We start from the raw sequence: 25,753 nt of genomic DNA, 5'->3' as shown, positions 1-25,753 counted from the left end.
GACCAACGACATAACAACAACGGAGGCATTTTCATGGGCAAGGTAGTGGTGGTCACCTCGGGCAAGGGGGGCGTCGGCAAGACGACCTCGACGGCAGCGCTCGGGGCGGCGGTCGCCAAGACCGGCAAGAAGGTGGCCCTGGTCGATTTCGACGTCGGCCTGCGCAACCTCGACCTGATCATGGGCGCCGAGCGGCGCGTGGTGTTCGACCTCGTCAACGTCATCCAGGGCTCGGCCAAGCTTTCGCAGGCGCTGATCCGCGACAAGCGGGTGGAGACGCTGTTCCTGCTGCCGGCCTCGCAGACGCGCGACAAGGATGCGCTGACCGAGGACGGCGTCGGCGAAGTCATCGACAAGCTGCGCTCGGTGTTCGACTATGTGTTCTGCGACAGCCCGGCCGGCATCGAGCGCGGCGCACAGCTCGCCATGCGCTTTGCCGACGAGGCGGTCATCGTCACCAATCCGGAAGTGAGCTCGGTGCGCGATTCCGATCGCATCATCGGCCTGCTCGATGCCCGTACCTTGAGGGCGGAGCAGGGCGAGCAGATCGCCAAGCATGTGCTGGTCACGCGCTATGACGCGGCGCGCGCCTCGCGCGGCGAAATGCTCTCCATCGACGACGTGCTGGAAATCCTGTCGACGCCACTGCTCGGCATCATCCCCGAGAGCCAGGATGTGCTGAGGGCCTCCAACCTCGGTTCGCCGGTGACGCTGTCGGAGCCGCTCAACGCGGCCGCCAAGGCCTATATCGACGCCGCCAGGCGGCTCGAGGGCGAGAACTTGCCGGTCGTCGTGCCGTTCGAACGCAAGGGTTTTCTCGATCGTCTTTTGGGAAGGAGGGCGGCATGAACCTGCTCGACATCTTCAAGCGGCGCTCCAGTGCGCCGGTGGCGCGCGAGCGGCTGCAAGTGCTGCTCGCCTATGAGCGCCGCAACCGCAGCCAGCCCGACCTCGTCTCCATCCTGCGCGAGGAGATCATGGCCGTCATCGCCAAGCATGTGCAGATCGACCAGGACTACCTGCAGGTCTCGATGGACCGCGGCGAGACCATGTCGACGCTGGAAATCGACATCCAGATCCCCAACAAGAGCGCCGTGCCGCTGGCGATGGCGGGCTGATTTTACCCCCCCCTTGTGGGGAGGGTCGATCCGCAAATTGTGGGGAGGGTCGATCCGCAAAGCGCATCGGGGCGGGCGGCTGCGCCAAGCACCCCCACCCGGACCTGCGGTCCGACCTCCCCACAAGGGGGAGGTGGGGAGCCTAGCCGCTCCCTCGGCGTCTGGAACGGCCGCGCCTGGCATCGTTAGGACGATGATAAGCATTTGGTAATAAAAGCCTGGAATGCGATGCTGGCTCGATTTGACATGCAAGATGCCGTCGTTTTCGGCGGAGCCATGACGTGCGCATCAAGAGCCTGATCATCCTTAGCATGACGAGCGCCGCGGCCTTGATCGGGCTGGTTGGCGGCCTCGCGATCGTTACACAGATGGCCGCGACCAAGTCGCTGGGTTTGACCGAAGCGACCAATGTCGCCCGGGAATTGGCCGACACGATCGTCTTCAAATCATCCGACGGCTCACCTTCGCTGTTCGAGCGGCCCGAGGCGTTGCGCGAATTCCTGGAGCTGCAGCACCATCGCTCGCTCAGGGATTTCCTGGTCGTCGACCGCAACAAGATCCTGCTGGCCCATGCCGCCGACGAAGACCACAAGGTCGGCGAGAAGTTCGATCACGATCTCGGCAACGAAGTCGGCCAGACTTTGGTGGATGGGATCCCGCGCAAGTTCAGCGATGCGCATGAAGCCAATGAAATACTGGCCGTTGCGATCGAACATCCCAAGGATACGATCGTCGGCGCCGTGCTTCTGGAATACGATCCCTTGCTGCGCGCCGCCGAACAGCGCACCAACAGCATGCTTTGGCTGGTCGGCCTCGGTGCGGCAGCCGCCGTGCTGGTTGCGGCGGCATTCGCCTGGGGGCTGCTCAGCCGTTTCGGCGCCGGCCTTTCGGACATGATGAGAGGCATGGAATCGCTGGCAAAAGGCGAGGTCATGACGCGCATCAGCCATAGCCGCAAGGATGAGTTCGGGCAGTTGGCGCGGGGCTTCAACACCATGGCGGACGAGCTTGCCTCCGCGCGGGCCCACATCGAGGACATCGTCCAGACGGCGGCCGAAGGCATCGCCGTGCTGGACAGCGACGGCAAGATTGCCAGCGTCAATCCCGCGGCGGCGGCGATGATCGGGCGGCGCGCCGACAGGATCGTCGGGCAGGACTGGGCCTCGGTCATGACGATGCGGGATCCGAGGGGAGCCGAGTTCGCCGGGGGAAGGTCTCCCGTCGAGCAGGCCTTGACCACGGGCCGCCAGCACCAGAGCGAAGTGCGCCTGACCAAATCGGATGGCACGTATGTGCCAGTCATCGCCAGTTGCAGTCCGCTCAGCCGGTCCGACGGCGGCCTCGTGCTGACGCTGAGCGACATCAGCGAGTTGCGTCGAGCCGAAGTGGTTGTGAACGAGCGTGCCGACCAACTGGCGCTGCTCAACCGCGAACTGCACGAGAAGTCCGAAACCACGACCCGTCTGGTCAAGCTTGGCGAACTGCTCCAGGCCTGCGTCACCTTCCCGGAAGCGTTCTCGGTGGTCGGCGCCGCCATGGCCGAGTTCCTCGGTGGCTTGAGCGGAACCGTCCACCTGACCAGCGCGTCGCGCAATCTGGTGGAGGAGATGGCGCATTGGGGCGACATCCGCTCGAGTGCCACGCAATTCGCGCCGGAAGACTGCTGGGCGCTCAGGCGTGGCCAGGAACATGTCACTGGGCCCGGCATGCTCACGCCGCGCTGCGCGCACATCACCGAGAACGGTAAGAAGGGCTATGTCTGCATGCCTCTGGCGGCGCAAGGCGAAACGCTGGGCATCCTTCATCTGTGCGAGCCGAACGCGGCCGAGAAGCCGCAATGGCTGGCTGAAAGACAGCAGATCCTGCGCGGCGTTGTCGACACGCTGGCGCTGGCGCTGGCAAATCTGCGCCTGCGCGAGACGCTGCGGCAGCAGTCGATCCGCGATCCGAACACCGGTCTCTTCAACCGGCGATATCTCGAGGAGACGGGCAGCCGCGAACTGCGCCGGATGGAGCGCTCAGGCCAGCCGCTGGTGATCATCATGCTCGATGTCGATCATTTCAAACAGTTCAACGATACGTTCGGCCACGAAGCCGGCGACCTTGTCCTGAAGCAGGTCGCCGCCACATTGATCGAGCATGCCAGGGATAGCGATGTCGTGTCGCGCTACGGCGGCGAGGAGTTTGCCCTTGTCATGCCGGGAAGCTCGGTCGAAGAAGGTGCCGAGCGGGCGGAAGCGCTGCGCCAGGCGATCAGGAAGCTTCATCTGACGCATCGCGGCCGAACGCTGGGCACCGTTACTGCCTCGTTCGGGGTCGCCGCCTACCCCGAGCATGGCGTGGGCTGGGCCGAGTTGACGAATGCCGCGGATCACGCGCTCTACGATGCCAAGGGCAAGGGGCGCGACCGGGTCGCCGTCGCGCTGGGTAATGCGCCCGGAGAGCGACCCCCGATCCAGTTGGTACCAGCCCCGAAAAGCAGCTGAGACCCCTTTTTGAGGTAGAGTTCTCCACGGCCGCGGCATTGGTTGCTCGCGGCACACACCCCCAAATGTCCGAACCTACCTCCCGCCAACGGGGGCTTCCCCTGCGCAAATTGCGGATGTAAGGATATGTTAGCAATTCGTTAAGTACTGGGTTGGGTATGGGTAGGGGAGTTCGGGCATGAACTTCAAGGGCTTGATCAAGCGTGCTGAAGACGTAGATAACGCGCTACAGGAATTGCAGATCGATCTGGCGGATGCGCTGGACGCTAGTCTCAACGCCGAGGACGAGGCGCCGCCAAAGAGCGACGAGGTCCCGGATTCCACGGCGGCACCCGACGACCCGCCAGCCGAGGCCAATGCGGCAAACGCGGATGGTGCGGAGAATGCAGACGGTGCGGGCAACACGGACAGTTCCGAAACCGGGCCGCGGCTGACCTCCCACGCCCAGACCCGACTGGCAGCGTTGGGCGCCTTCGAAGGGCTGTTCCATGACGCCAGGGACTATATGGAGGAGATCACCGGCAAGCTGTCGGAGATCGCGACCTCACACCATTTGACGCGCGAATACCTCAACATCCTGCACGGCGACATTCTTCGCGCCAACGAGCTGGAGCTGGCCAATGCCGGCCTCCTCGCCGAACAAAGAACACTGTCGGAAAAGCTGCACGACGCGGGGCGAAAGCTGCGCGAGCGTGAAAGCACCTGCGAAGTGCTGCAACAGCGCGAGACAAGCCTGGTCCAGGACAGGGACGCACTTCGCGCGACGCTTGCCGCGACAAGGCTGGAACTCGTGGAGGCGGCCAATGCGAGCGCAAAACGCGACGCGGACTTCGGCGACATCGCCAAGCGGCTGACCGCCAGGACCGTCGAGGCCAACAGGCGCCTGCGCGAGAGCAAGATGCTGCGGGATAAGCATGTCAGCCTGTCGATGGAACTCGACAAGGCGCTGAAGCGGGAATCCCAGGCGCGCCACCGGCTCGACGAGCTCTCGGCGATCCATGCCAGCGAAGCCGCGCGGCTTGCCGAACTGCTGGCCGCGCTGGCCAAGAGCGAGAAGGAGGAGGTGCGGCTCCAGAAGGCACTTGAGGCCGCACAGGCGAAGCTGTCGGACATGTCCGAAGCGGCCGGCATGGTGGAAGGCGACAGGGAGGCCGAGCTGGCTCGCAGCCAGACGGAAATGCGCGGATTGCGCTCGGAGATCCAGGACCTGCAATCGCGGCTGGAGTGGGCCTCGAACGAGAACAGCGAGGCCGCCAGCGAGATCGCCAGGCTCAAGACTGAATTGAACGACACGCTGGCCGAAAAGAAGATCGCCGACGAAAAATTGACCGCACTCACCGATGAGAACGAAAGCGACAAGGCGAGCCTTTCGAAAGTGAACGCCAATCTCTCACAGCTTATGCTGCAACAGGCGTCTGAACAGATACAGCTCGATGTCCAGAGGCAGGAATGCGAGGACCTCAGGGCCGAAATCGTGTCGCTCAATGCCCGGATCAAGGAGTTGCTGCCCTACGAGCGGCTCCACAAGGCCACCATCGGCAGACCGCGCGAGGGCACCGTGGTCGAGATCACCGGCGTGGTGGCGGAGAAAGCACGTGCAACGGGCAGGCGGCGCGCCCGCAGGAACCTGCGCGCGACGCCGTAGCCTACTTCGCGGGCTCGCCGCGACGTCGCTTCGCTCCCGCTCGGCCTGGGGCGGCGAGTTGCTCGTGCTGGTAGAGCTCGTCCATGGTGAGCGATGCCAGGGCGCCAAAAGGCGCCTGCTTTTTCACCCTGCCGCCGCTCAAGATCACCACGTCGTCGCAGAACGAGATGGTGCTGTGATGGTGGCTGATGACGATGGTCGTGCGGCGGCCGGCTCTCGACTTCAGCGTCTCGACGATGGCTGCCTCCGATAGCCCATCCACGGCATTGGTGGCCTCGTCCAGGATCAGGAGATCGGGATCGCGCACCAGGGCCCTGGCCAGTGCGATCCGCTGCCGCTGTCCAGCCGAGAGGTTGACACCCCTGTAGCCGACGAGCGTGTCGTAACCGAGCGGGAGCCGTTCGATGAATTCATGCGCCTCGGCCAGTCTCGCGGCACGCTCGGCTTCGGCGGCCGTGGCCGCGTCCTGCCCGTAGGTGATGTTTTCAAAAATGGTGCCATCGACCAGCTCCAGCTCCTGGCTGGCCAGTGCGATGTGCTGGCGCCACTGGCTGGCGTCGATCCCGTCAAGCGGTGATCCATCGACGAGTATCCTGCCGGTGTCCGGTTCCACGAAGCGGCACAGGAGATTGACGATCGTCGTCTTGCCTGCGCCCGAGCGGCCGATCAGTGCTGTCGAGCGGCCGCCGCGGATTTCGAAAGTCGCCGAATGCAGCACCACTTCACGCCGGTCCGTGCCGGAATAGGTGAAGGTCACGTCATCGAACTTGATGCCCTGGCGCAAGCCATGGAACGGCCCGTCGCCTTGCGGCGGTGGAGGCTTGCCGGATGGATCCAGCATCCATATCACCTCTTCGAGCGATCCGCTCAGGCCTTGCAACTGGCTCCACGACCCCTGCAGGGCCCGCATATGCGGCTGCAGCCTATAGAGCAGGATGACAAACGCGATGATCAGCGGGAAATTCACCTGCGCCAGCCAGGCGCCGATCACCACCGCCAGAAACAGCGCGGCGTGGAGAACCTCTGTCAGCGGCGGCAACGCTCCCTGGCGGACAAGCAGGACGAAGGAAGCGCGGCGGACCGCATCGGACGCCGTATCGAATATCGCCTTCTCCCGGCTCTCCTGTCCGAAGATGCGGATCAGGCGTCCGGCATGCACCAGATGGAGCATCTGCGAGGCGAGGTGCGAGTTGCGCGAGGCGACGCTGCGGCTAGGCCCTTTCAGATTGGCCGACAGAATGGCGTGCGCGATCTGGACGGCGGCCAGTCCCAGCGTGACCAACAGCGTCATGCGCCACGAAAGCAGCAGCAGGAAAGCCAGCAGGATGATGGCGGCCGATGCGCTGACGATGGCCGACAGCACGATCTGGATCGCATCCGACGCCCGCCAGGATTCGTTGGAGATGATGTTGAGCAGCCGCCCCGGACTCTGCCGCAGGAAGAATGGGTAGCCGACCCGCAACAGCCGCTCCGACAAGGCGCTGCGGATCGAATGGCTTGCCTTGCCATAGATGAAGGTCGTCAGCAGCGTGTTGGCGAAGGCGAAAATGTTCTTCAGGACGATCGAACCGAGGATGGCGATCGAAATGACCATAAGCCGGTCGCGCTCGCTCAGGCCCGACCCGACGTGCTGGAGGACAGCCGAGAAGCCGCCCATTCCCGCTGCATCGCCGTGTCCCATGATAATGCCCAGCAACGGGATGATCAGGCCGATGCCGAAACCTTCGAGGACGGCGCCGACCAGGCCGAGGACCACCACGGCCGGAAGCAGGCGCAGTTGCTTCTTTCCGAACGTCCGGAACAGCATCGGCAGGCTGGGCGGTAGCAATGGCATTATTGCGGTTCAACTCGCTTCGGCATTTGCCTGTTGATCTTGTCGCACCGGCGCACCCTGCGCCCGTCTCGCCAGCATGAGAACCGCGAATCTGGCGGCGCCGAGCAAATTCATGCCGACGATCGGCCAGTGCGACAGGTTGAGTTCACGATCGAACGCCGGCCCGCCCGACAATTCCCGCAACGCGGCTCTGGTGGCCCAGTAGAAATGGCGAAGCAGCCAGGGCGCATGACGAACATGTTTCAGGCACAGCCCGCCATTGCCCAGGCTGTAGTCGCGGTGGAGCTTTTCGATGGATTTGCGATCCCGCCTGCCGTGATGATGGAATATCGTCATGTCCGGCACATACTCGACCGCGATGCCGAGCAGCACCGCGCGCACGAGATAGTCGGTATCCTCCGCCGACCGCAACGGCCCGCCGGCGCCGAAGCGCTCGTCGAAATTGCCGATACGGGCCGCGACATCGCGGTGCATCGTCATGTTGCAGCCCAGCACGAAACCGCCGGGATGGACATCCGGCGTCAGCCGCTCGCGTACCCGCGAGCGCTTGATCGTGAACGGCAAATCCCTGGGATCGCCAAGTTCGACACGGCCGCCCCGGATCAGCCAGTGTTCCCCGGATGCATAGTGTCGCTCCAGATCGCGCAGGTAGTCGCAATGGACCGCGCAGTCATCATCGACAAAGACCAGCACACGGCCCCGCGCGCGCTTCAACCCGGCGTTGCGGGCAGTCGCCAATCCAGGTCGGGCTTCGTAAACGGGCGTGAATGGAATGTCCGACATGGCGGCGATGCTGGCCAGGCGTTCCGCCGTGCGGTCGCTCGAACCGTTGTCGACGACCACCAGTTCGGCGCCGAAGTCGGCATGGGCGCGGCACGCGGCCTGCACCGACGTGATGCAGGCTTCGAGCACGGCGACGCGGTTGCGCGTGCAGATGATGAAGCTGACTTCCGGTGCCGATCGTTCCGGGCGGGGATTGGCCGGGACGGTGCCAAGCTCCGTCGATCGATCGCGCTGCAGCGGTTGGTGGGCTTTGACGGTCATCCTCTAACTCAACTGATAAGGCGCCAGGACCGTCTCGGCGGGCGCGGATTTGAAGAAGTATGCCAGGGCGTCCGCCTGCCTGCCGGCCGACAGCGAGGCAAGGCTGAGCCAGGGCGCCCAGGAGCCCGGCCGCAGCGCATATTTCTCGCGGCGCCGGATGACGTTCCATTTCGCGGTCCGCGTCAGCAATTCATGCGTCAGCGAGGGCTGCTTTTCGTCGGCGACGAGCTGGTAGAGGAAATAGAACAGGTTCAGCGCGCCGGCCTCGAAGCTTGGCCGCGTCTCGGCCGGCAGCGAGCAAATCTCCTCCTCCAGCGCGACGATGAAGTTGGCCGCATGGGTAACCGTGTCGAGGCTGACCGCATCGCCGATGTCGCGCAGGTCCCGCGTGGTTTCCGCGAGGCCCTCGCGCTCGAGATTCTCCGCCACGATCCGCAAATGCGTCCTGCGCATCTCCTTGCTGTGCCGGCTGGTCACGCTTGCCTGATGGATGCGGTAGACGACCAGGTTTTCGGGCATCATGGCTGCCGGGTAGCGGCCGGCCAGCCGCCTGAAAAGGTCGAAATCCTCGGCGTGCCTGTAGGTCTTGTCGTAGTGGAGATCGCCGTCTTCGACGACCTTCCTGTTGTAGACGACCGTCGGGTGCATGAAGATGGTGAAGAACATCGCCAAAATGGGAATGCGGCCGAACTGGAACACCGGATCGGGCTTGCCCCTGGCGATGCGGCCGCGGATCAACATGTCGACGCCGGCGCCGCAGAAGCCGAGTTCGGGCCGCCCCTCGAACAGCGCCACCTGGCGCGACAAGCGCCAGGGGTAGGCGACGTCGTCCGCGTCCATCCGCGCGACCAACTCGCCCTGGGCTTTCTGCAGCCCTTCGTTGAGCGTCGCCACGAGGCCGCGGTTTTCGCGCGAGATGATCGAGATGCGGCTATCGGCTTGCCGGTATCGCTCGAGGATTTGGAGCGAATTGTCGGTCGACCCGTCATCGATGGCGATGACCTCCACGCGGCAGTAGTCCTGCCGCAGGATGCTTCCCAGCGCGGCGGCGAGATAGGGCCCGGCATTGTAGATCGGCAGCAGGACCGAGACGAGAGGCGCAGCGGTCATGGTCTCGCATCCGTTCGCTGGAGGTCGAGCGATGGTGCCGGGCCATCGGGCGATCGGCCGGGCGCCCTCGCGACCCAGCCGGCGCGGTCGGCGCGGTCGGCGCGGTCGGCGCGTGTCGGCGCGGCATTGGTGCGCGCCACATAGGGAAAGTGGCGCTTCAGGCGGTTGAGCGGCCTTTCGAAAACCACCCAGGAAATCGAGGCCACGACAATCGTGGCGGCGCTCGCAACCAGCAACCGCCCTGGCCCTTGCTCCGAGACGTTGAGCGGAATCCAGGGCTGCGACTTGACGGCGAGCGACAACAATATCGGATGATAGAGATAAACACCGTAGCTGATGCGACCGAGAGCGAGCAGCGGCGGCAGTTCGGCAAGCTTGCCGATTGTGCCTCCAAGGCCGCTCGAACAGGCGGCGACGATGGCCATCAACGGCACCAGCGGCAGGACTTGCAGCAGCAGCCAGCGGGCCCATTCCAGTGTCGGATCGGGAGGCGCCGGGACAAACCATTCGATCATCAGGAATGCGGCCGCGAAGGCAGGCCAGCCCAGCCGCATCCATTGCGGCAGGCTGGCGCTCCTGGACCGCCAGCAGGCAAGCAGCGCACCCGACGCCAGCGCATCCATGGATGCCGGCGGCAGCAGGTCGCGTGCCAGCGCCGGAGTGGCGGTGACCGGCCAGTAGAAGCGATAGGCCAGCGACAGCAGGATGATGCCGATGCAGATCGGCTCGAAGCGCCGGCGCGGAACCAGCAGGACGATCAGTGGCCAGGCGACATAGAACTGCTCCTCGATGCTCAGGCTCCAGAAATGGCACAGCACCCAGGGCGTCCAGTCATTACGCAGCGCATACCAGAAATTCGACAGATAAAGCGCGTGCCAGATCAGCGATGCCCTGGCCTGTTCCAGGTCAAACAGCCAAACGAAACCCAGGACGGCGAAATAGGGAGGAAATATCCGCAGCGCCCGCCTGATGTAGAAGGCTCGCAACGCGGCGCCGGTTTCAAATTCTGCGGCCGAACGCGCTTCCAGCAGCAGGCGCGTGATCAGGAAGCCGCTCAGCACGAAAAACAACCGCACGCCGATATGGCCCCAGAAGGATGATCCTCCGGCCGCGAAGAAATGGGAGTACAGAACCATCGTCACGGCGATGGCCCTCAAGGCATCCAGTTGGATGTCGCGGGTGTTTCCCATCAGCGGCGTCCGCCGGCGTGATGTCCGCGATAAAGCCGCAAGGCGGTTTTTTCGAACGGCAGGCCAAGGCGAACGAGACCCGCCACGGGGCCGGCAGCATCAAACCCACGCTTTGCGAGTCCGCTCAGGCCGGGCTCGAAATCGACGGACGGGCAGCTAAAGTCGGTCAAGCCAGGGAATCCTTCACGGCCTATGTCCAGTCGTTAAATGAGTCCCCCAGAGGATGGTTCGGTTACCGCATTGTGCAGCGCAACACAAAAAATTTACCAAGCCGAAATACTTGTGTGAGCGAGCGCGAAATATTGATAAAAACCGGCCGGTGCCTGGCCTTTTTGGCGATTTTCTCCAGAAGTTCAACCCCGTCGTTAAGCTGTCCGAATCCGCCCGTTTGGGTTGATTGGAGAGAATCTCAGCTTGGAAATAGGAAAGTCTAGAGTTTTTCTTAAATCGTCCGCGAAACTCGGAAGTCTATATTTTCACTATATAAATTTGCTCCAGCTCCGCAGCGTATGAATTAGAAGCATTGAGTTTTGCGCGATGCAGCATGGCTGCGGGCCTTTACGTGGTCACCAGGCGCGCGGCTATCAGGCCCGCATCGCGCTCGCCCGGCGCTCGGCCGCATCGCGGGGGCAGACCGCCGAACTCACCCGCACCGCCGGGAGCGGCTACGCCAATTCCGAGAACGCCACTCAATGTGCGTGGCGACGCGGCGCGTGAAAATGCCGCCTCGAGCTTTGGCGGTGGCGGGGTGATCGCATCGCTGGTATTGATGCCCCCCACGCACAGCACAGGTGCTGCAGATGACATCCGATACACAGAAGGGCGAAGCGGTCGGGCAGTTGCTCGAAACGCCGGACCTTGCCAGTGCGCTGGAAAGCGAACAATTCAAGAAGTTCCTCGACCAGGTACCGATTGCCATTGCCGTCTCGGATCTGGGCTCGAAGGAGCGCGTTGTGTATGCCAATCCGGAATTCGAGAAATTGTCCGGCCTCAAGGCGGCGAGGCTCGCCCGGGAGCGCTGGGCCGCGCTTTCCGGCACCGGCCTGCACCAGCAGAAGGGCCGGGCACTCTTTGAGGCCATCGTCGAGGAGACCGATTTCGTCGGCACGTTCCGGCTGGAGCGGAAAGAAGCCCCTGCGATCGTCGACGTCTACTCCAACCTCATCCAGGATGACGATGGCAAGGTCTGCTTCCGGCTGGTGGCACTGGTGGATGTTTCGGCCCATGGCGAAACAGAGGATGCGCGCTCGATCGACGAGCACATCCGCGAGAAGGACACGCTGCTGCGTGAACTCCAGCACCGGGTGAAGAACAATCTGCAGATGATCACCGCGCTGATCCGCCTCGAAACCCGCAACGCGGCCGAGCCGGACCAGAAGCGTTTCGAGAGGCTGGCGGGGCGCGTCGACGCGCTGGCGATCCTCTACCAGACGCTGTCTGGCGACGATCACGACGATCACAATGATGAGGTCGATCTCGGCGTCTATCTCAGCCAAATCGCGTCGGCGGTGATGAACTCGCATGCGGTCGAGGGCATCCGCCTCGACATGAAGGTCGACACCTATCCGGTATCGATCAACGTGGCCATGCCGACCGGGCTGGTGGTGAATGAGCTTTTGACCAATGCGCTCAAGCATGCCTTCCAGGGACGCGACGGCGGCACGATCACGCTGCACAGCATCGTTGATGGCGATGGCTGTAGCGTCGTCATCGCCGATGACGGCATCGGTCTGCCGGAAGGCGAGACTTGGCCCAAGCGCGGCAAGCTCGGCGCGCTGATTGCCCACTCGCTGACCGAGAACGCCAAGGCGGAGTTCGACGTGAAGTCGAGCGCAAGCAAGGGCACGAGGGTCACCATCCTGTTCAAGCGCTCGGTTGCGGCCGCCGCCTAGCAGGGTGACGCTGAACCGGTGGCATGGATGGCGGAAGAGCCCGGCTGACCTTCGAACCGCTTGGCCTTGCCCCAGCCGACAGTCCGCCCTGCCTCACGACAGGACAGGCCGGTTGCCCGTATTCCCCATCCATGCTGCCTGATCCGGGCGCCAAGGGAGGACGACCGAAGTGACATCGACGCCGGTTGCCCGCCGCGAAGCGGCGCCCTTGCCGATCGCCGCGCTGATGGGCGCCATGGTGTCGATCCAGATCGGCGCCACCTTCGCCAAGGGTCTGTTCCCCCTGATCGGGGCGCAGGGCACGACGACGCTGCGGCTCGTCGTCGGCGCGCTGATGTTGATCGCCGTGCTGCGGCCGTGGCAGATGCGGCCGTCGCGCGCCACCATACCGTGGCTGATCGCCTATGGCGTGACGCTGTGCGCGCTCAACCTTCTGTTTTACGCTGCACTCGCCACCATTCCGCTCGGCATCGCGGTGGCGTTGGAATTTTCCGGTCCATTGCTGGTGGCGACGTTGACCTCGCGGCGTGCCAGCGACTTTGCCTGGATCGCGCTGGCGGTGGCCGGCATCGTGCTGTTGTCGCCGTTCGTCCATTCGCTGCAGCCGCTTGATCCGACCGGGGTGATGCTGGCGCTGGCGGCCGGCGGCTTCTGGGCGCTCTACATCGTGCTCGCCCAGAAGGCGGGTGCTGAACTCGGCTCGCGCACCACTATGGCATGGCGATCGCAGCCGTGCTGGTGCTGCCCTTCGGCGTGGCACAGGCGGGAACCGCGCTGCTCACGCCATCGATCCTGACCAGCGCGCTGCTCGTCGGCCTGTTTTCAAGCGCGCTGCCGTTCTGGCTGGAGATGGTGGCGCTGACCCGGATGCCGGCTCGCATCTACGGCACGCTGACCTGCCTCGAGCCCGGGCTGGGCGCGCTGGCCGGTTTCCTATTCCTGCACGAAAGCCTGACCCCTACGCAACTGGCCGGCATCGCCGCCGTCATTGCCGCCGCCTTCGGCACCGCGCTGACGTCGCGGCCGCCGGTGCCATCTCCGGAATAGCTCCTCGACAAGAGATTGCGCTCAGCCGCGTTCGCAATCGCCGGCGTCGCTCCTCTTGGACTTCGCCAAAATACAACCCATATTGATTTTACGGAGCTTTGAGCGTGACCTTCGCGCGGGTGGCCCTTCTTGCCGCGGCCTTCGTCGCCGCAGCTGTCTTCTCTCCCTTCTCTTCGGCCGGGAGCGAGAAGGTTGCGCTGAGCGTCGCCATTGACGGCGCCATCGGGCCGGCAAGCACCAGGCAACTCGAGGAAGCGCTTGACGTAGCCGCCAAGCGGGGCGCCGAAGTCCTCGTCCTTCAGCTCGATACGCCCGGCGGGCTGGTCACGTCGATGCGCGAGATGATCGCCGATATCCTCGCTTCACCGGTGCCAGTCATCGGCTATGTCGCGCCGGCCGGTGGCCATGCCGCCAGCGCCGGCACCTATATCCTCTATGCCACCCATGTCGCGGCGATGGCGCCCGGCACCAATCTGGGCGCCGCGACGCCGGTCGAGATGGGCGGGCTGCCGTCGCTTCCCGGCGGCGACAAGGACAAGGGCGACCAGAACAATAAGAGCGATCAGAAGGACGCCACCGGGCGGCCGGCAGGCGACGCGATGATGGCCAAGGTGACCAATGACGCGGTTGCCTTGATCCGCTCGCTGGCGGAACTGCGCGGGCGCAATGGCGACTGGGGCGAGAAAGCCGTGCGCGAAGCGGCGAGCCTTTCGGCCAACGCGGCGCTGCAGGAACATGTGATCGACTTCGTCGCCCACGACACCACCGAGTTGTTGCGGCTGGCCGATGGGCGGACCGTCGATGTAGCCGGCAGGAAAGTGGTTCTGGCGACCAAAGGGCTGCCGGTCGAGACGCTGGAACCCGGCTGGTTCATCCAGCTTCTCTCCGTCATCACCGATCCGAACGTTGCCATCATCCTGATGCTGGTCGGCGTCTACGCCATCATCTTCGAGTTCACCAGCCCCGGCGCGGTGGCGCCCGGCGTCATCGGGACCATCTGCCTCGTGCTTGGGCTCTACGCACTCAATCTCCTGCCGATCAATTATGCCGGCCTCGCCCTGATGCTGCTTGGCGTCGCCTTCCTCGTCGTCGAGGCCTTCAATCCCACCGTGGTGCTTGGACTCGGCGGCGTGGCCGCCTTTCTGCTTGGCGCCACCGTGCTGCTCAAGACCCAAGGTCCGGGCTTCGCCGTGTCATGGGCCGTCATCGGTCCCGCCGCCGCGCTGACGCTTGGGCTGGCGCTGCTGACGGGCACCTATGTCTGGGCGGCGCGTAAGAGCCTGCCGCGTGTCGGCGGTGAGGCGATGCGCGGACTGTCGGCCCAGATTCTCGACTGGCAGGGCAGCGAGGGCCATGTACTGGCCCAGGGCGAGCGCTGGCGGGCGAAGGCCGACGAACCCATCGCACCCGGCGACAGCGTCGAGGTGACCGACATCAGCGATCTCGTGCTGACGGTGCGGCGGCGCGACGCCGAGAGGAATGGAGCAAAAAAATGAGCATCGGTTACGTGGCCTATCTGTTGCTTGCGCTGGTGGTGGTCATGTTCCTGTCCGCGGCCATTCGCATCCTCAGGGAATATCAGCGCGGTGTGGTCTTCACGCTCGGCCGCTTCACCGGGGTCAAGGGTCCCGGTCTCATCATCCTCGTCCCCTTCATCCAGCAGATGGTCAAGGTCGATCTGCGGGTGGTGGTGCAGGATGTGCCGCCGCAGGACGTGATTTCGCGCGACAACGTCTCGGTGAAAGTCAACGCGGTGCTCTATTTCCGCATCGTCGACGCCGAACGGGCGATCATCCAGGTCGAGGACTTCATGGCCGCCACCAATCAACTGGCGCAGACCACGCTGCGCTCGGTGCTCGGCAAGCATGAGCTCGACGAAATGCTGGCCGAGCGCGACAAGCTCAACAGCGATATCCAGGAGATCCTCGACCAGCGCACCGATGCCTGGGGCATCAAGGTCTCCAATGTCGAGATCAAGCATGTCGACCTGAACGAGAGCATGATCCGCGCCATCGCCAAGCAGGCCGAGGCCGAGCGGCTGCGCCGCGCCAAGGTGATCAACGCCGATGGCGAGCAGCAGGCGGCGGCCAAGCTGGTCGAGGCGGGCAAGATGCTGGCCGCCGAGCCGCAAGCCATGCAACTGCGCTATTTCGAGGCCCTGCACGACATCGCCGGCGAGCGCTCGTCCACGGTTGTGTTCCCGCTGCCGGTGGATCTGCTCAGCCAGTTCATGAAGCAGCAGGGGAAGTAGGGGAGGAGCGTGTGATCTCCCCCCCTTGAGGGGAGATGTCGCCGAAGGCGACAGAGGGGGTGGGTGCGTCCTGACGCGACCCCTTATCGTCGACAGAGGAGGCCAGCGCTCGACGCGAGACGACCCCCTCTGGCCTGCCGGCCATCTCCCCCTCAAGGGGGGAGACCGGCGGCCTCAACTCCGCCAGGGCGGCTCCGGCGCGAAGCGCTGGCCGATCCAGTCGGCGAAGGCGCGGGTCTTGGCGGCTTGTCCCTTGGCTGAGGGCGTGACGACATAGACCGCGCCTTCGTCGGCCAGCGTCCAGTCCTCCAGGATCGGCACCAGCCGACCGTCGGCGAGCTCGCGGCCGACCAGCCAGTCGGTGCTCATCATCAGGCCGACGCCTTGCACGGCGGCCTCGACCAGGACCTCGGCATCGTCGGAGACCAACGGCCCGGAAACCTCGACGCGCACGTGCCGGCCCTCGCGGTCGGTCATCTCCCAGGCCGGAAAAGTCTGGAAGCCGCTGAAGCCGAGGCAGGAATGTTCGAGCAGCGCCTGCGGTGTCTCCGGCCTGCCCCTTCGGGCAAGATAGGAGGGAGCGGCGCAGAGCAGCCGGCGCCGCGTCGCCACCTTGCGCGCCACCAGGCGCGAATCCTCCAGCGTGCCGAGCCGCACCGCGACGTCGAAATTCTCGGCGACCAGATCGGCGAAGCGGTTGGAGAATTCGGCCTCGATGCGGACATCGGGAAATTCGGCAAGGAATTGAGGCAGCAGCGGCCCGATCCACATGCGCCCGAACGTGCCGGGGAGCGCCAGCCTGAGCAGGCCTCGCGGGCGGCCGCCGGCATGTGCCGACGCGGCGGCCTCGGCCTCGTCGACGGAGGCGAGGATGGCGCGCACGCGCACTAGGAATTCGGCACCCGCTTCGGTCAGCGACACGCTGCGTGTCGTGCGATGGAGCAGCCTGACACCCAGCCGCTCCTCCAGCGATTGCAGGCGCCGCGACAGGATGGTCGCGTCGCGCCCGACACGTGCCGCCGCCCTGGTGAAGGAGCGCGCCTCGGCGATCGCCGCGAAGGCCGCCATTTCGGCAAGGGCCACGGGTTTGTGGGATTGTTGCATAATTCGCAGTACTCAAATGTGAAAGCTAAGGATTATCCAGAGATAACGCAGCAGCTAGGTTCACTCAACCCATCAATCGACCCACCGGAGTGAACCATGAAAGCCATCGAACTGAGCCAGCCCAGGCTGGACGCCTTCCGCGCCGCCACCATTGCCACCCCCGAACCGCAGCGTGGCGAGGTGCTGATCCGCCAGCGTGCGGCGAGCCTCAATTTCGTCGATGTCGCGGTGGCGAGCGGCAATTATCCCGGACCGAGCTTTCCACTCATCCCAGTCGCCGACGGCGCCGGCGAGATCGTCGCGCTGGGCGAGGGGGTTACGAGACTGGCCGTCGGCGATCGCGTCGTCGCCCACGCCAAGCCGCGCTGGATCGGGGGCCGGCCGCGGCCTTACGAGATGACGCAGATGCGCGGCATCACGCTGCCGGGGTCGCTGGCCGAATATGTTGCGCTGCCGGCCAATTCGGTCGTGTCGGTGCCGGCGCATCTCTCCTTTGAGGCGGCCTCGACGCTGCCGATCGCCGGCACCACCGCCTGGAACGCCATCCGCGCCGCCGATGTCGGGCCGGGCTCGGTCGTGGTGCTGCTCGGCACCGGCGGGGTCTCGATCTTCACCCTGCAGCTTGCGAAAGCCGCCGGTGCCACCGTCATCATCACCTCGTCGTCGGACGAGAAGCTGGAGCGGGCCAAGGCACTCGGCGCCGATCATCTCATCAACTACCGCGCGACGCCCGACTGGGACGGCAAGGTGCTGGAACTGACCGGCGGCCTCGGCGCCGATCTCGTCGTCGAGACCGGCGGCACCGCCACCTTCGCCCGCGCCATCAACGCCACCGCGCCGGGCGGCACACTCTTCACCATCGGCTTCGTCACCGGCGCCGAGGCCACGGTCAATCTGCTGCCGATCATCATCAAGGCGCTGAGGGTGGTCGGCAACAACACCGGGTCGGTGTTCGACCTTCGCGATGCCGCCCGCGCCATCGGTGCAGCTGGGATCGAGCCGGTCGTCGACAAGGTGTTTTCGCCAAACGAGGCAGCCGAAGCCTACGCCCACATGGCCGCCGGCGGCCTGCACTTTGGCAAGCTGGTGTTCGGGTTGGAGTGGTGAGGAAACCGATGAGAGCGTGATCTCCCCCCTTGAGGGGGAGATGGTCGGCAGGGCAGAGAGGGTCGGTTCGACTGGGTGCGGCCTTCTTGCGACGATCGGAGGTTAGCGCTTTACGCGAGACGACCCCCTCTGTCGCCTTCGGCGACATCTCCCCCGCAAGGGGGGAGATTACTCGCTCCCCCCTAGATCAGCTTCTCCAGCGTGATCGGCAGGTCGCGCACCCGTTTTCCAGTGGCGTGGAAGACTGCGTTGGCGATCGCGGGTGCCACGCCGACAATGGCGAGCTCACCGACACCCTTGCCGCCGAGCACCGAGGAATGCAGGTCGGGAATGCCGACCGAGATCACCTCGATGTCGGGAATGTCGGCATTGGTCGGCACCAGATAGTCGGCGAGGTTGTTGTTGACGATGCGGCCATGGCGGCGGTCGACGATGCCTTCCTCGAGCAGCGCCTGGCCGATGCCCATGATGATGCCGCCCTTCCATTGGCTTTCGGCGAGCTTGGGGTTGTAGAGCCGGCCCGAATCCAGCGCCGACACCACGCGCGACACGCGCACCGTGCCGAAATCCTCGTCTACGCGCACCTCGATGAAATGCGCGCACCAGCTGTGGCGGGAATAGTCGCCCTCCGTATGCGGCAACGCCATGGCGATGGTGGTGTAGTTCTTGTAGCGATCCTGCGCCGTCGAATTGGCCGGCATGGTGTCGCCGGTTGCCTCGATGTGGTCGCGGCCGACGCTGGTCAGCAGTTTGGCTATGGAGAGATCGGGACCGTCACCGCGCGGCGATGAGATGCGGCCATTGGCGACCACCAGTGTGTTGGCTTGCAGCGCGTGGAACGGCGAGCGCGGATCGCTGATCGCCAGCCCGACGAGCTGATCGAGCGCCGAGGTCGCCGCCTTATAGACGGCGCCGGTCATCACGCCGGCCAGCCGCGACCCGCCGGCGACGCCGGCGCGGGGGAAGCGCGAGTCGCCGAGCTTCACCACGACATTGTCGGCCGGCACTCCGACCGTCTCGGCGGCGGTCTGCGCCAGGATCGTGTAAGTGCCTTGGCCCATGTCGATCGAGGAGCTTTCGACCTCGACCGAGCCGTCGGCGAGAATGCGCACGATCGCCTCGCCATAGGCCCGCCGCACCGGATATGTGCCCGCGGCGACACCCCAGCCGATCAGCTGGTTGCCGTCGCGCATCGAGCGCGGCTCTGGTGTCCGCCTTGCCCAGCCGAAGCGCTCTGCGCCTACAGCAAAGGCCTCGCGCAACTGCCTGGTCGACCAGGCTTTTTTGGCGTGCGGATCCTGCTCGGCATAGTTTCTCAGGCGGATCTCCAGCGGATCGATGCCGACCTCATAAGCGAGTTCGTCGATGGTGCTCTCGATGCCGAAGGCCGAGGGGTTTTCGCCCGGCGCGCGCATGGCGCCCGGCACCACCGAATTCACCCGCACGACATTCTGCTTCGAGGAGAAATTCGGCGTCGCGTACATGATCGAGGTGACCGATCCGAGCGGCTCGACCCACATGCCGTCCATGGACGTCTCGTTGATGCCGCGATGCACGATCGACTGAATTATTCCTTCACCATCGGCGCCGATCGTCACCGTCTGCCGTGTCGCCGCGCGCCCGCCGTAGCCGGTGAAGGTCTGCGGCCGCGTCATCACCAGCCTCACCGGCCGGCCGAGCATCCTGGCGGCACTTGCCGCCACCGCGCCATGGCTGAGCGCCAGCGCCTTGGAGCCGAAGCCGCCGCCAATATAGGGCGAGACCAGGCGCACATTCTCGAACGGCACGTCGAACCACTCGGCATAGGTGCGCGCCATGCCGTCCAGCCACTGGCTCGGCTCCCATACGGTGAGCTTGTCGCCTTCCCAGTGCGCGATCAGGCCATGCGGCTCCATAGGCGCCTGGTATTCGCGGGGCGTGTTGTAGGCGGCGCAGATGCGGACCGGGGCCGAGGCGAAAGCCGCCTGGGCGTCGCCCCATTCCTTGGTCATGGCGTCTATCGGGATGCCGTCACCGGCCTTGGAGTCGCTGAGGTCGACAATGGAGGGGGTCTCGTCATAGCTGACCTTGACCAGTGCAGCGGCCGCAACCGCCTGCTCGAAGGTTTCCGCCACGACCGCCGCGACATGCTGGCCTGAGAAAGTGATGTCGCGCGCCAGCGGGCAATAGGGCTTGTCGGGCGGCGGCGTGCCGAACCAGTCCGAAGCAGTCCTGAGGCTGATGATGGTGTCTGGTGTCAACACCTTGAGCACGCCGGGCGCTGCCTCGGCCTCGGCGGTGTCGATCCGGCGCACCTTGCCCGATGCAACCGTGCTTTCGACCAGCACGGCGTAGGCGAGCCCTTCGAGCTGTTGTTCGACGGCGTATTTCGCGGAGCCGGTGATCTTGGCCGGGCCGTCGACGCGCGACAGCCGGCCGCCAATAGCGTCGGCGCCGCCATCGGACGCATCACCATGTCTCATGTTGTGAACGGTCATGCCGTTTCTCCCATTTTTAGGATGGCGCGGGCGACGACGCGCGGCGCCAGTTCGATCTTGTAGTGATTGGCGCCGTTGTCGACGGCGCCTTCGACGGCGAGCAGGCTGGCGGCGCGGACGGCGTCCGGTTCCAGCACCTTGCCTTTCAGCGCCTCTTCCACTGCCCGCGCCCGCCACGGTTTAGTCGCGACGCCGCCCAGCGCCACCCGCAAATCCCGGATGGTGCGCCCGTCAGCCTCGAACTCGATGCCGACAGCAGCACTTGCCGCGGCGAATTCATAGGATTGCCGGTCGCGGATCTTCAGATAGGTCGAACGCCGAGCCGCCGCGGAGTCGGGAATCTCGATCGCGGTGATCATCTCGCCCGGTTCGATCGCGTGTTCCTTGTCGGGCGTAGCGCCGGGCAAGAGAAAGAAGTCGTCGACCGAAACCTGCCGCTCGCCGAGATGGACGATCGCGTCGAAGGCGATCAGGGCAGTTGCGAGGTCGCCCGGATACATGGCGATGCAGGCGTCGCTGGTGCCGAGCACGGCGTGTCCGCGGGTGACGCCGCCGATGGCCGAACAGCCGCTGCCGGGTTCACGCTTGTTGCAGGCCGGGAAATTCGCCGGATCGCGGAAGTAGGGGCAGCGCGTGCGCTGCATCAGATTGCCGCCGATGGTCGCCATGTTGCGGATTTGCGCCGACGCCGCTTGCCACAAGGCTTCGGAGACGGCGGGGAAGTGGCGCTTGATGTCGGCGTGGTCGGCGACATGGCCCATTTTGGCCAGTGCGCCGATGGTGGCGCCACGCGCGCTGACTTCGATCTTGTCCAGCCCCTTGAGATGGGTGATGTCGACCAGGCTGTCGGGCTCGGCGACGCCGCATTTGGCGAGATCGATCAGCGTGGTGCCGCCGGCGAGAATCATGGTGCCGGGCAGGGCGGCGGCCTGGCGCGCCGCCTCGACCGAGCCGGCACGCAGATAGGAAAAATCTCTCATGACTGGACCTCCAGGGCGGCCTGGCGGACCGCGGCGACAATGTGCGGATAGGCGCCGCAGCGGCAGAGATTGCCGGCCATGTATTCGCGGATTTCTTCGTCGGAGCCGGCATGGCCCTCGCGGATGCAGGCGACCGCCGACATGATCTGGCCGGGCGTGCAATAGCCGCACTGGAAGGCATCCTGCTCGAGGAAGGCAGCCTGCACGGGATGCAGTTCGCCCTCCCGTGCAAGCCCCTCGATGGTGGTGACGGTGCGGCCCTCGGCCTGCGCGGCCAGCGTCAGGCAGGCCAGCACGCGCTCGCCGTCGACATGCACGGTGCAGGCGCCGCACTGGCCGTGGTCGCAGCCCTTCTTGGTGCCGGTCAGGCCGAGCCGGTCGCGCAAGGCGTCAAGCAGCGTGACGCGCGGCTCGAGCTGCAGGGTGTGGCGATCGCCGTTGATGTCGAGATGGACGGGAATTGTCGTTTTGGTCATGGGCGTCTGGCTCCAGTTGCTTGACGCGGAGTCGATTGAGCTGATGTTGGGCAGGCAAGGACAGCCGGCAGACCTACCGGATCTCCCACCTGTCCGTCCCTTTGCTTTCGCTCCGGGCATTCGTCGTTTGGAAAGCCAGGCAACTGGCTTTCTGTCCGCTTTACGGATCACTCGTCATCCCAACAGGTCCTCGATCCGGATCGGAAAGCGCCGGGGGCGCACGCCTGTTGCATGCCAGACCGCATTGGCGACCGCGCCAGCCGTGCCGGTGATGCCGATTTCGCCAACGCCCTTGATGCCGAGCGCGTTGACGTAAGGGTCGTCCTCGTGGACCAGCAGCGCCGCGACCGACGGCACGTCGGCATTCACCGGTATATGGTATTCGGCGAGGTTGGCATTCTGGATACGGCCCGAGCGTCGGTCGGTGACGGCTTCCTCATGCAGGGCGAAGGAGACGCCCCAGATCATGCCGCCATAATACTGGCTGCGCACCAGCCGCGGATTGATGACCCGCCCGGCGGCAAAGGCACCGACCAGGCGGGTGACGCGGATCTGGCCGAAATCGGGATCGACCTTCACTTCGGCGAACACAGCGCCATGCGCGTGCATGGCATAGGCCTCCCGTGAGGCCGAGTCCGGGGTTCCCGTACCACGGCCATCGATCTCGGCGAGCCCGGCGCGGGCCAGGATCTCGCCATAGCTTTCGCTGCGGCTTTCGTCGTCGCGCCGGTAGAGACGGCCGCCACGCGCCAGCACGCCCTCGTTGCCGGCGCCGAACAGCGGCGAGGCTTCATGGCGGGTGGCGAGATCGGCGAGCCTGGTGATGACGGCGGCTCCGGCATTGTGGATCGCCATGCCGGCTGTCGCCGTATGGCCGGAGCCGCCGGCAATGCCTGCGTTGGGCAGGTCGGAGCTGCCGGCCCTGAAATCGACCTGGTCGATGTCGAGCCCCAGCCCGTCGGCGGCGATCTGGGCGAAGGCAGTCCAGGCGCCTTGCCCCATGTCCTGCGCGCCCGTCTCCATCAGGCCGCTACCGTCGGCCCTCAGCACCGCACGCGCCTCAGCCTGGAACATGATCGCCGGAAAGGTCGCCGTGCCGATGCCCCAGCCGGTCAGAAAGCCGTCCTTGTCCGGCATCTGGCGTGGCTGGAGCGGACGGCGCTGCCAGCCGAACCGCTCCGATGCCTGCGTGTAGCATTCGCGCAGCGCCTTGGACGAAAACGGCTTGCCAGTCATCGGCTCGACCTCGGCATAATTGCGCTGCCGAAACTCCAGCGGGTCCATGCCGCAGGCAGCGGCCGCCTCATCGATGGCGCTCTCCAGCGCGATCGAGCCGGTGGCTTCACCCGGGGCGCGCATGAACAGCGGCGTGCCGGTGTCCAGCCGCACCGCCTCGTGCGAGGTGGCGATGGCCGGGCTGGCATAGAGCGTGTGCGAGGCATCGGCGGCCGGTTCGAAGAAATCGTCGAACGTGCTCGATGCGGTCCTGGCGTGATGGCCGATCGCGGTCAGCCGCCCTTCGCTGTCCATGCCCATGCGCAAAGTCTGGCGCGTTGGGGCGCGATGGCCGACGGGCCCGTACATCTGCTCGCGCCGTAGCACCAGCTTGACCGGACGACCGACGAGACGCGCCGCCAGAATGCCTAGCACCTGCGGCCCGGAGATCATGCCCTTGGAACCGAAGCCGCCACCCAGGAAAGGGCTGCGGATGTGGATATTTTCCGGCGCGATGCCGAACAGGCCAGCTATGCGGCCCTGTGCCATGGCAAGGCCCTGGCTCGGCGTGTCGATCGACAGACTGTCGCCATCCCAGGCGGCGACAATCGCATGCGGCTCCATGGCGTTGTGGTATTGGGCCGGCGTCTCGTAGGTCGCCTCGATCCGCGTCGCCGCCGACTTGAGACCGGCCTCGACATCGCCCTTGTGGTGCACCGCGGGACTGCCGATGCCGACACCGCCCGGCACAAAGCTTTCGGCGCCGTCGAGGCCAACGCGCGCCGGCTGCGCTTCATAGCGCGGCGATAGCAGTGCCGCCCCCTCGGTCGCCGCCTCCAGCGTTTCGGCGATCACCACGGCGATGGTCTGGTTCGGGTAGCGGATATGGTCGTTCTGCAACAGGTCGAGCCGGAACATGAAGGGATTGTTCTTGGCGTCCGGATCGGTGGCGAGCGGCGGCCTGTTCTCGGGCGTCATCACCTCGACCACGCCCGCGTGCGCCTTGGCCGCCTCGACATCCAGTAAAGCAACGCGGCCGCGCGCGATGCTGCTGACGGCCAGTACTGCGTAGAGCATGCCGGGCGGATGATTGTCGGCGGCGTAACGGGCGGCACCGGTGACCTTGAGAAAACCATCGCGGCGGGTCAGCGGCTGGCCGATGCTGGAGCCCTGCCGGAGATGGGCGGGTTGTTGATTGAGGCTGAGTTCAAGCGTCATGGCGCACTCCGGGAATGGAGGAAAATGGGGAGGCAGGAAGGGCTGGCAGCCGTCCAGGCGTTCCCGCCAGGGCAGACATCAGCGCCCTGACCACGATGCGGCGTGTGAGTTCGATCTTGAACGCATTGTCGCCGGAGGGACTGGCATCGGCCAATGCCGCGTCCGCCGCGCGGACGAAGCTCGTCTCGTCGGCATCGGCGCCAAGCAGCACCGCTTCCGCCGAACGCGCTCGCCATGGCTTGGCCGCTACCCCGCCCAGCGCCAACCGCGCCTGGCGGATCTTGCCGCCTTCGACGACAAGGGCAGCGGCGGCCGAGACAACAGCGAAGGCATAGGAGGTGCGTTCGCGTACCTTGAGATAGCGGGCATTGGCGGAGAAGGAGGCGGCCTCCGCCGGTAGGCGCACCCCAACGATCAGGTCGCCGGGCTCCAGCCCATTCTCCCGCTGCGGCGTTTGGCCGGGCAGCCGGTGGAATTCCTCCAGCGTCACATGGCGCCGGCCCTTTTTGCCCTCGATCTCGACCACGGCGTCGAGCGCCACCAGCGGCACGCAGAAGTCCGACGGATGCGTGGCGATGCAGGCGTCGCTCCAGCCGAGCACGGCGTGCAGCCGGTTCTCGCCACCCAGCGCGTCGCAGCCAGCGCCCGGCTCGCGCTTGTTGCAGGCGCTGGCGGTGTCGTAGAAATAGCTGCAGCGCGTGCGCTGCAGCAGATTGCCGCCGACGGTGGCGGCATTGCGAAGCTGAGCCGAGGCGCCCGACAGCAAGGCCTCCGCCACCGCCGGATAGGATCTCGCGAACTCGGGATCGTGAGCGAGGTCGGCATTGCGCACCAGCGCACCGATGCGCAGTCCGCCATCGGCCAGCCGCTCAATGCGGTTGAGTTCCGGCAGGCGCGAGATGTCGACGACACGGTCGGGGCTGGTGACGCCGCCCTTCATCAGGTCGAGCAGGTTGGTGCCGCCGGCGAGGTAGGCCGAACCCGGCTCGGCCGCTGCCGCAAGAGCGTCGGGAATGGTGGTGGGCCTGATATAATCGAAGTTCTTCATGCCGCGGTCCTCCGGTCGGCTTTGGCAAGCTGCTCCTGGGCTTCCAGGACGGCCTCGACGATGCCGCCATAGGCAGCGCAACGGCAGAGATTGCCGCTCATGCCCTCGCGGATGCGCTCGGGATCGTCGCCTGCCTGTGCCTCGGCGATCAGACCGAGCGTGCTCATGATCTGACCCGGCGTGCAGAAACCGCATTGGAAGCCGTCATGGGCAATGAAGGCGGCCTGCACCGGATGCAGGTCTTCACCATGGGAGACACCTTCGATGGTCAAGACCTTGGCGCCGTCATGGCTGACAGCCAGCGCCAGGCAGGAGTTGATGCGCTTGCCGTCGACCAGCACCGTGCAAGCACCGCACTGGCCGCGGTCGCAGCCCTTCTTGGTGCCGGTGAGTTCAAGCCGCTCGCGCAGCAGATCAAGCAGTGTGACGCGTGGATCGACCTCCAGTTCGTGTCGGTGTCCGTTGATGGTGAGAGTGAGGGGAAGGCTGGTCATGGGCGTCTGGCTCCAGT

General features: G+C 65.4%; 20 protein-coding genes and 1 pseudogene. 10 read left to right on the top strand and 11 right to left on the bottom strand.

Annotated features, from left to right (window positions below):
* Nucleotides 1-33: 33 nt before the first annotated feature.
* The 4 genes from minD to HNQ71_RS24645 all read left to right on the top strand — a co-directional run bounded on the left by minD (nt 34) and on the right by HNQ71_RS24645 (nt 5,249).
* Complete coding sequence (minD, locus tag HNQ71_RS24660) at nt 34-849, top strand: septum site-determining protein MinD (RefSeq protein ID WP_184875292.1); 816 nt, start codon at nt 34-36, stop codon at nt 847-849.
* Nucleotides 846-1,118 (top strand): cell division topological specificity factor MinE, encoded by a 273-nt coding sequence (gene minE / locus HNQ71_RS24655; RefSeq protein WP_024501686.1) that lies wholly within the window; start codon nt 846-848, stop codon nt 1,116-1,118. The genes minD and minE overlap by 4 nt, the downstream gene beginning before the upstream one ends.
* Before the next feature lie 281 nt (nt 1,119-1,399).
* The gene (locus HNQ71_RS24650) at nt 1,400-3,604 is read left to right on the top strand and encodes a diguanylate cyclase (protein ID WP_184875291.1); all 2,205 of its coding nucleotides are present in this window, start codon (nt 1,400-1,402) and stop codon (nt 3,602-3,604) included.
* Between the two features lie 178 nt (nt 3,605-3,782).
* The gene (locus tag HNQ71_RS24645; RefSeq protein ID WP_184875290.1) at nt 3,783-5,249 is read left to right on the top strand and encodes a coiled-coil domain-containing protein; all 1,467 of its coding nucleotides are present in this window, start codon (nt 3,783-3,785) and stop codon (nt 5,247-5,249) included.
* A 1-nt stretch (nt 5,250) separates the two neighbouring features.
* On the opposite strand, the gene HNQ71_RS24640 is transcribed toward HNQ71_RS24645, so the two are convergent.
* From HNQ71_RS24640 to HNQ71_RS24625, 4 genes are read right to left on the bottom strand one after another with little or no spacing between them, the layout of a single operon-like run.
* Nucleotides 5,251-7,083, bottom strand: coding sequence for an ABC transporter ATP-binding protein (locus tag HNQ71_RS24640; RefSeq protein ID WP_184875289.1), 1,833 nt, complete (start codon nt 7,081-7,083; stop codon nt 5,251-5,253).
* Between the two features lie 9 nt (nt 7,084-7,092).
* The gene (locus tag HNQ71_RS24635) at nt 7,093-8,127 is read right to left on the bottom strand and encodes a glycosyltransferase family 2 protein (protein ID WP_184875288.1); all 1,035 of its coding nucleotides are present in this window, start codon (nt 8,125-8,127) and stop codon (nt 7,093-7,095) included.
* A 3-nt stretch (nt 8,128-8,130) separates the two neighbouring features.
* Nucleotides 8,131-9,237: a glycosyltransferase family 2 protein gene (locus tag HNQ71_RS24630; protein WP_184875287.1), complete on the bottom strand. Its 1,107-nt coding sequence runs from the start codon at nt 9,235-9,237 to the stop codon at nt 8,131-8,133.
* Nucleotides 9,234-10,427: an acyltransferase family protein gene (locus HNQ71_RS24625; RefSeq protein WP_184875286.1), complete on the bottom strand. Its 1,194-nt coding sequence runs from the start codon at nt 10,425-10,427 to the stop codon at nt 9,234-9,236. Before HNQ71_RS24625 ends, HNQ71_RS24630 begins: the two co-directional genes overlap by 4 nt.
* Before the next feature lie 20 nt (nt 10,428-10,447).
* Between HNQ71_RS24625 and HNQ71_RS24620 the strand changes: the two genes are divergently transcribed.
* The 5 genes and pseudogenes from HNQ71_RS24620 to HNQ71_RS24600 all read left to right on the top strand — a co-directional run bounded on the left by HNQ71_RS24620 (nt 10,448) and on the right by HNQ71_RS24600 (nt 15,617).
* A complete protein-coding gene (locus HNQ71_RS24620) occupies nt 10,448-10,861 on the top strand; it encodes a hypothetical protein (RefSeq protein WP_184875285.1) in 414 nt (137 codons plus the stop codon).
* Nucleotides 10,862-11,227: 366 nt separating this feature from the next.
* Nucleotides 11,228-12,319: a sensor histidine kinase gene (locus HNQ71_RS24615; protein ID WP_184875284.1), complete on the top strand. Its 1,092-nt coding sequence runs from the start codon at nt 11,228-11,230 to the stop codon at nt 12,317-12,319.
* A gap of 169 nt (nt 12,320-12,488) precedes the next feature.
* Nucleotides 12,489-13,366 (top strand): annotated as a pseudogene (locus HNQ71_RS24610) (EamA family transporter).
* 104 nt (nt 13,367-13,470) lie between these two features.
* Nucleotides 13,471-14,862: an NfeD family protein gene (locus HNQ71_RS24605; RefSeq protein WP_184875283.1), complete on the top strand. Its 1,392-nt coding sequence runs from the start codon at nt 13,471-13,473 to the stop codon at nt 14,860-14,862.
* A complete protein-coding gene (locus HNQ71_RS24600) occupies nt 14,859-15,617 on the top strand; it encodes a slipin family protein (RefSeq protein WP_095091267.1) in 759 nt (252 codons plus the stop codon). The genes HNQ71_RS24605 and HNQ71_RS24600 overlap by 4 nt, the downstream gene beginning before the upstream one ends.
* A 174-nt stretch (nt 15,618-15,791) precedes the next feature.
* On the opposite strand, the gene HNQ71_RS24595 is transcribed toward HNQ71_RS24600, so the two are convergent.
* Entirely contained in the window at nt 15,792-16,721 is a 930-nt protein-coding gene (locus HNQ71_RS24595; protein ID WP_184875282.1) for a LysR family transcriptional regulator, read from the bottom strand.
* Between the two features lie 96 nt (nt 16,722-16,817).
* Here HNQ71_RS24595 and HNQ71_RS24590 point away from each other — a divergent pair, with 96 nt between their 5' ends.
* Nucleotides 16,818-17,828, top strand: a complete 1,011-nt coding sequence (locus HNQ71_RS24590) for a zinc-dependent alcohol dehydrogenase family protein (protein ID WP_184875281.1) — start codon at nt 16,818-16,820, stop codon at nt 17,826-17,828.
* A 182-nt stretch (nt 17,829-18,010) separates the two neighbouring features.
* On the opposite strand, the gene HNQ71_RS24585 is transcribed toward HNQ71_RS24590, so the two are convergent.
* The 6 genes from HNQ71_RS24585 to HNQ71_RS24560 all read right to left on the bottom strand — a co-directional run bounded on the left by HNQ71_RS24585 (nt 18,011) and on the right by HNQ71_RS24560 (nt 25,736).
* Nucleotides 18,011-20,305: a xanthine dehydrogenase family protein molybdopterin-binding subunit gene (locus HNQ71_RS24585; RefSeq protein ID WP_184875280.1), complete on the bottom strand. Its 2,295-nt coding sequence runs from the start codon at nt 20,303-20,305 to the stop codon at nt 18,011-18,013.
* Nucleotides 20,302-21,285 carry an FAD binding domain-containing protein gene (locus HNQ71_RS24580; protein WP_184875279.1) on the bottom strand — a complete coding sequence of 328 codons (984 nt, stop codon included), beginning with the start codon at nt 21,283-21,285 and terminating at the stop codon, nt 20,302-20,304. Before HNQ71_RS24580 ends, HNQ71_RS24585 begins: the two co-directional genes overlap by 4 nt.
* On the bottom strand, nt 21,282-21,761 hold the full coding sequence (locus HNQ71_RS24575) for a (2Fe-2S)-binding protein (RefSeq protein WP_184875278.1): 480 nt from the start codon (nt 21,759-21,761) through the stop codon (nt 21,282-21,284). Before HNQ71_RS24575 ends, HNQ71_RS24580 begins: the two co-directional genes overlap by 4 nt.
* Before the next feature lie 174 nt (nt 21,762-21,935).
* Nucleotides 21,936-24,194 (bottom strand): xanthine dehydrogenase family protein molybdopterin-binding subunit, encoded by a 2,259-nt coding sequence (locus HNQ71_RS24570; RefSeq protein WP_184875277.1) that lies wholly within the window; start codon nt 24,192-24,194, stop codon nt 21,936-21,938.
* Complete coding sequence (locus HNQ71_RS24565) at nt 24,184-25,242, bottom strand: FAD binding domain-containing protein (protein WP_184875276.1); 1,059 nt, start codon at nt 25,240-25,242, stop codon at nt 24,184-24,186. The genes HNQ71_RS24570 and HNQ71_RS24565 overlap by 11 nt, the downstream gene beginning before the upstream one ends.
* Nucleotides 25,239-25,736, bottom strand: a complete 498-nt coding sequence (locus HNQ71_RS24560) for a (2Fe-2S)-binding protein (protein WP_184875275.1) — start codon at nt 25,734-25,736, stop codon at nt 25,239-25,241. Before HNQ71_RS24560 ends, HNQ71_RS24565 begins: the two co-directional genes overlap by 4 nt.
* Nucleotides 25,737-25,753: the final 17 nt, after the last annotated feature.

This window comes from Mesorhizobium sangaii (genome assembly GCF_014207355.1).
GTDB classification, from domain to species: Bacteria; Pseudomonadota; Alphaproteobacteria; order Rhizobiales; family Rhizobiaceae; genus Mesorhizobium; species Mesorhizobium sangaii.
This window is presented reverse-complemented; position numbering and strand designations above follow the sequence as displayed.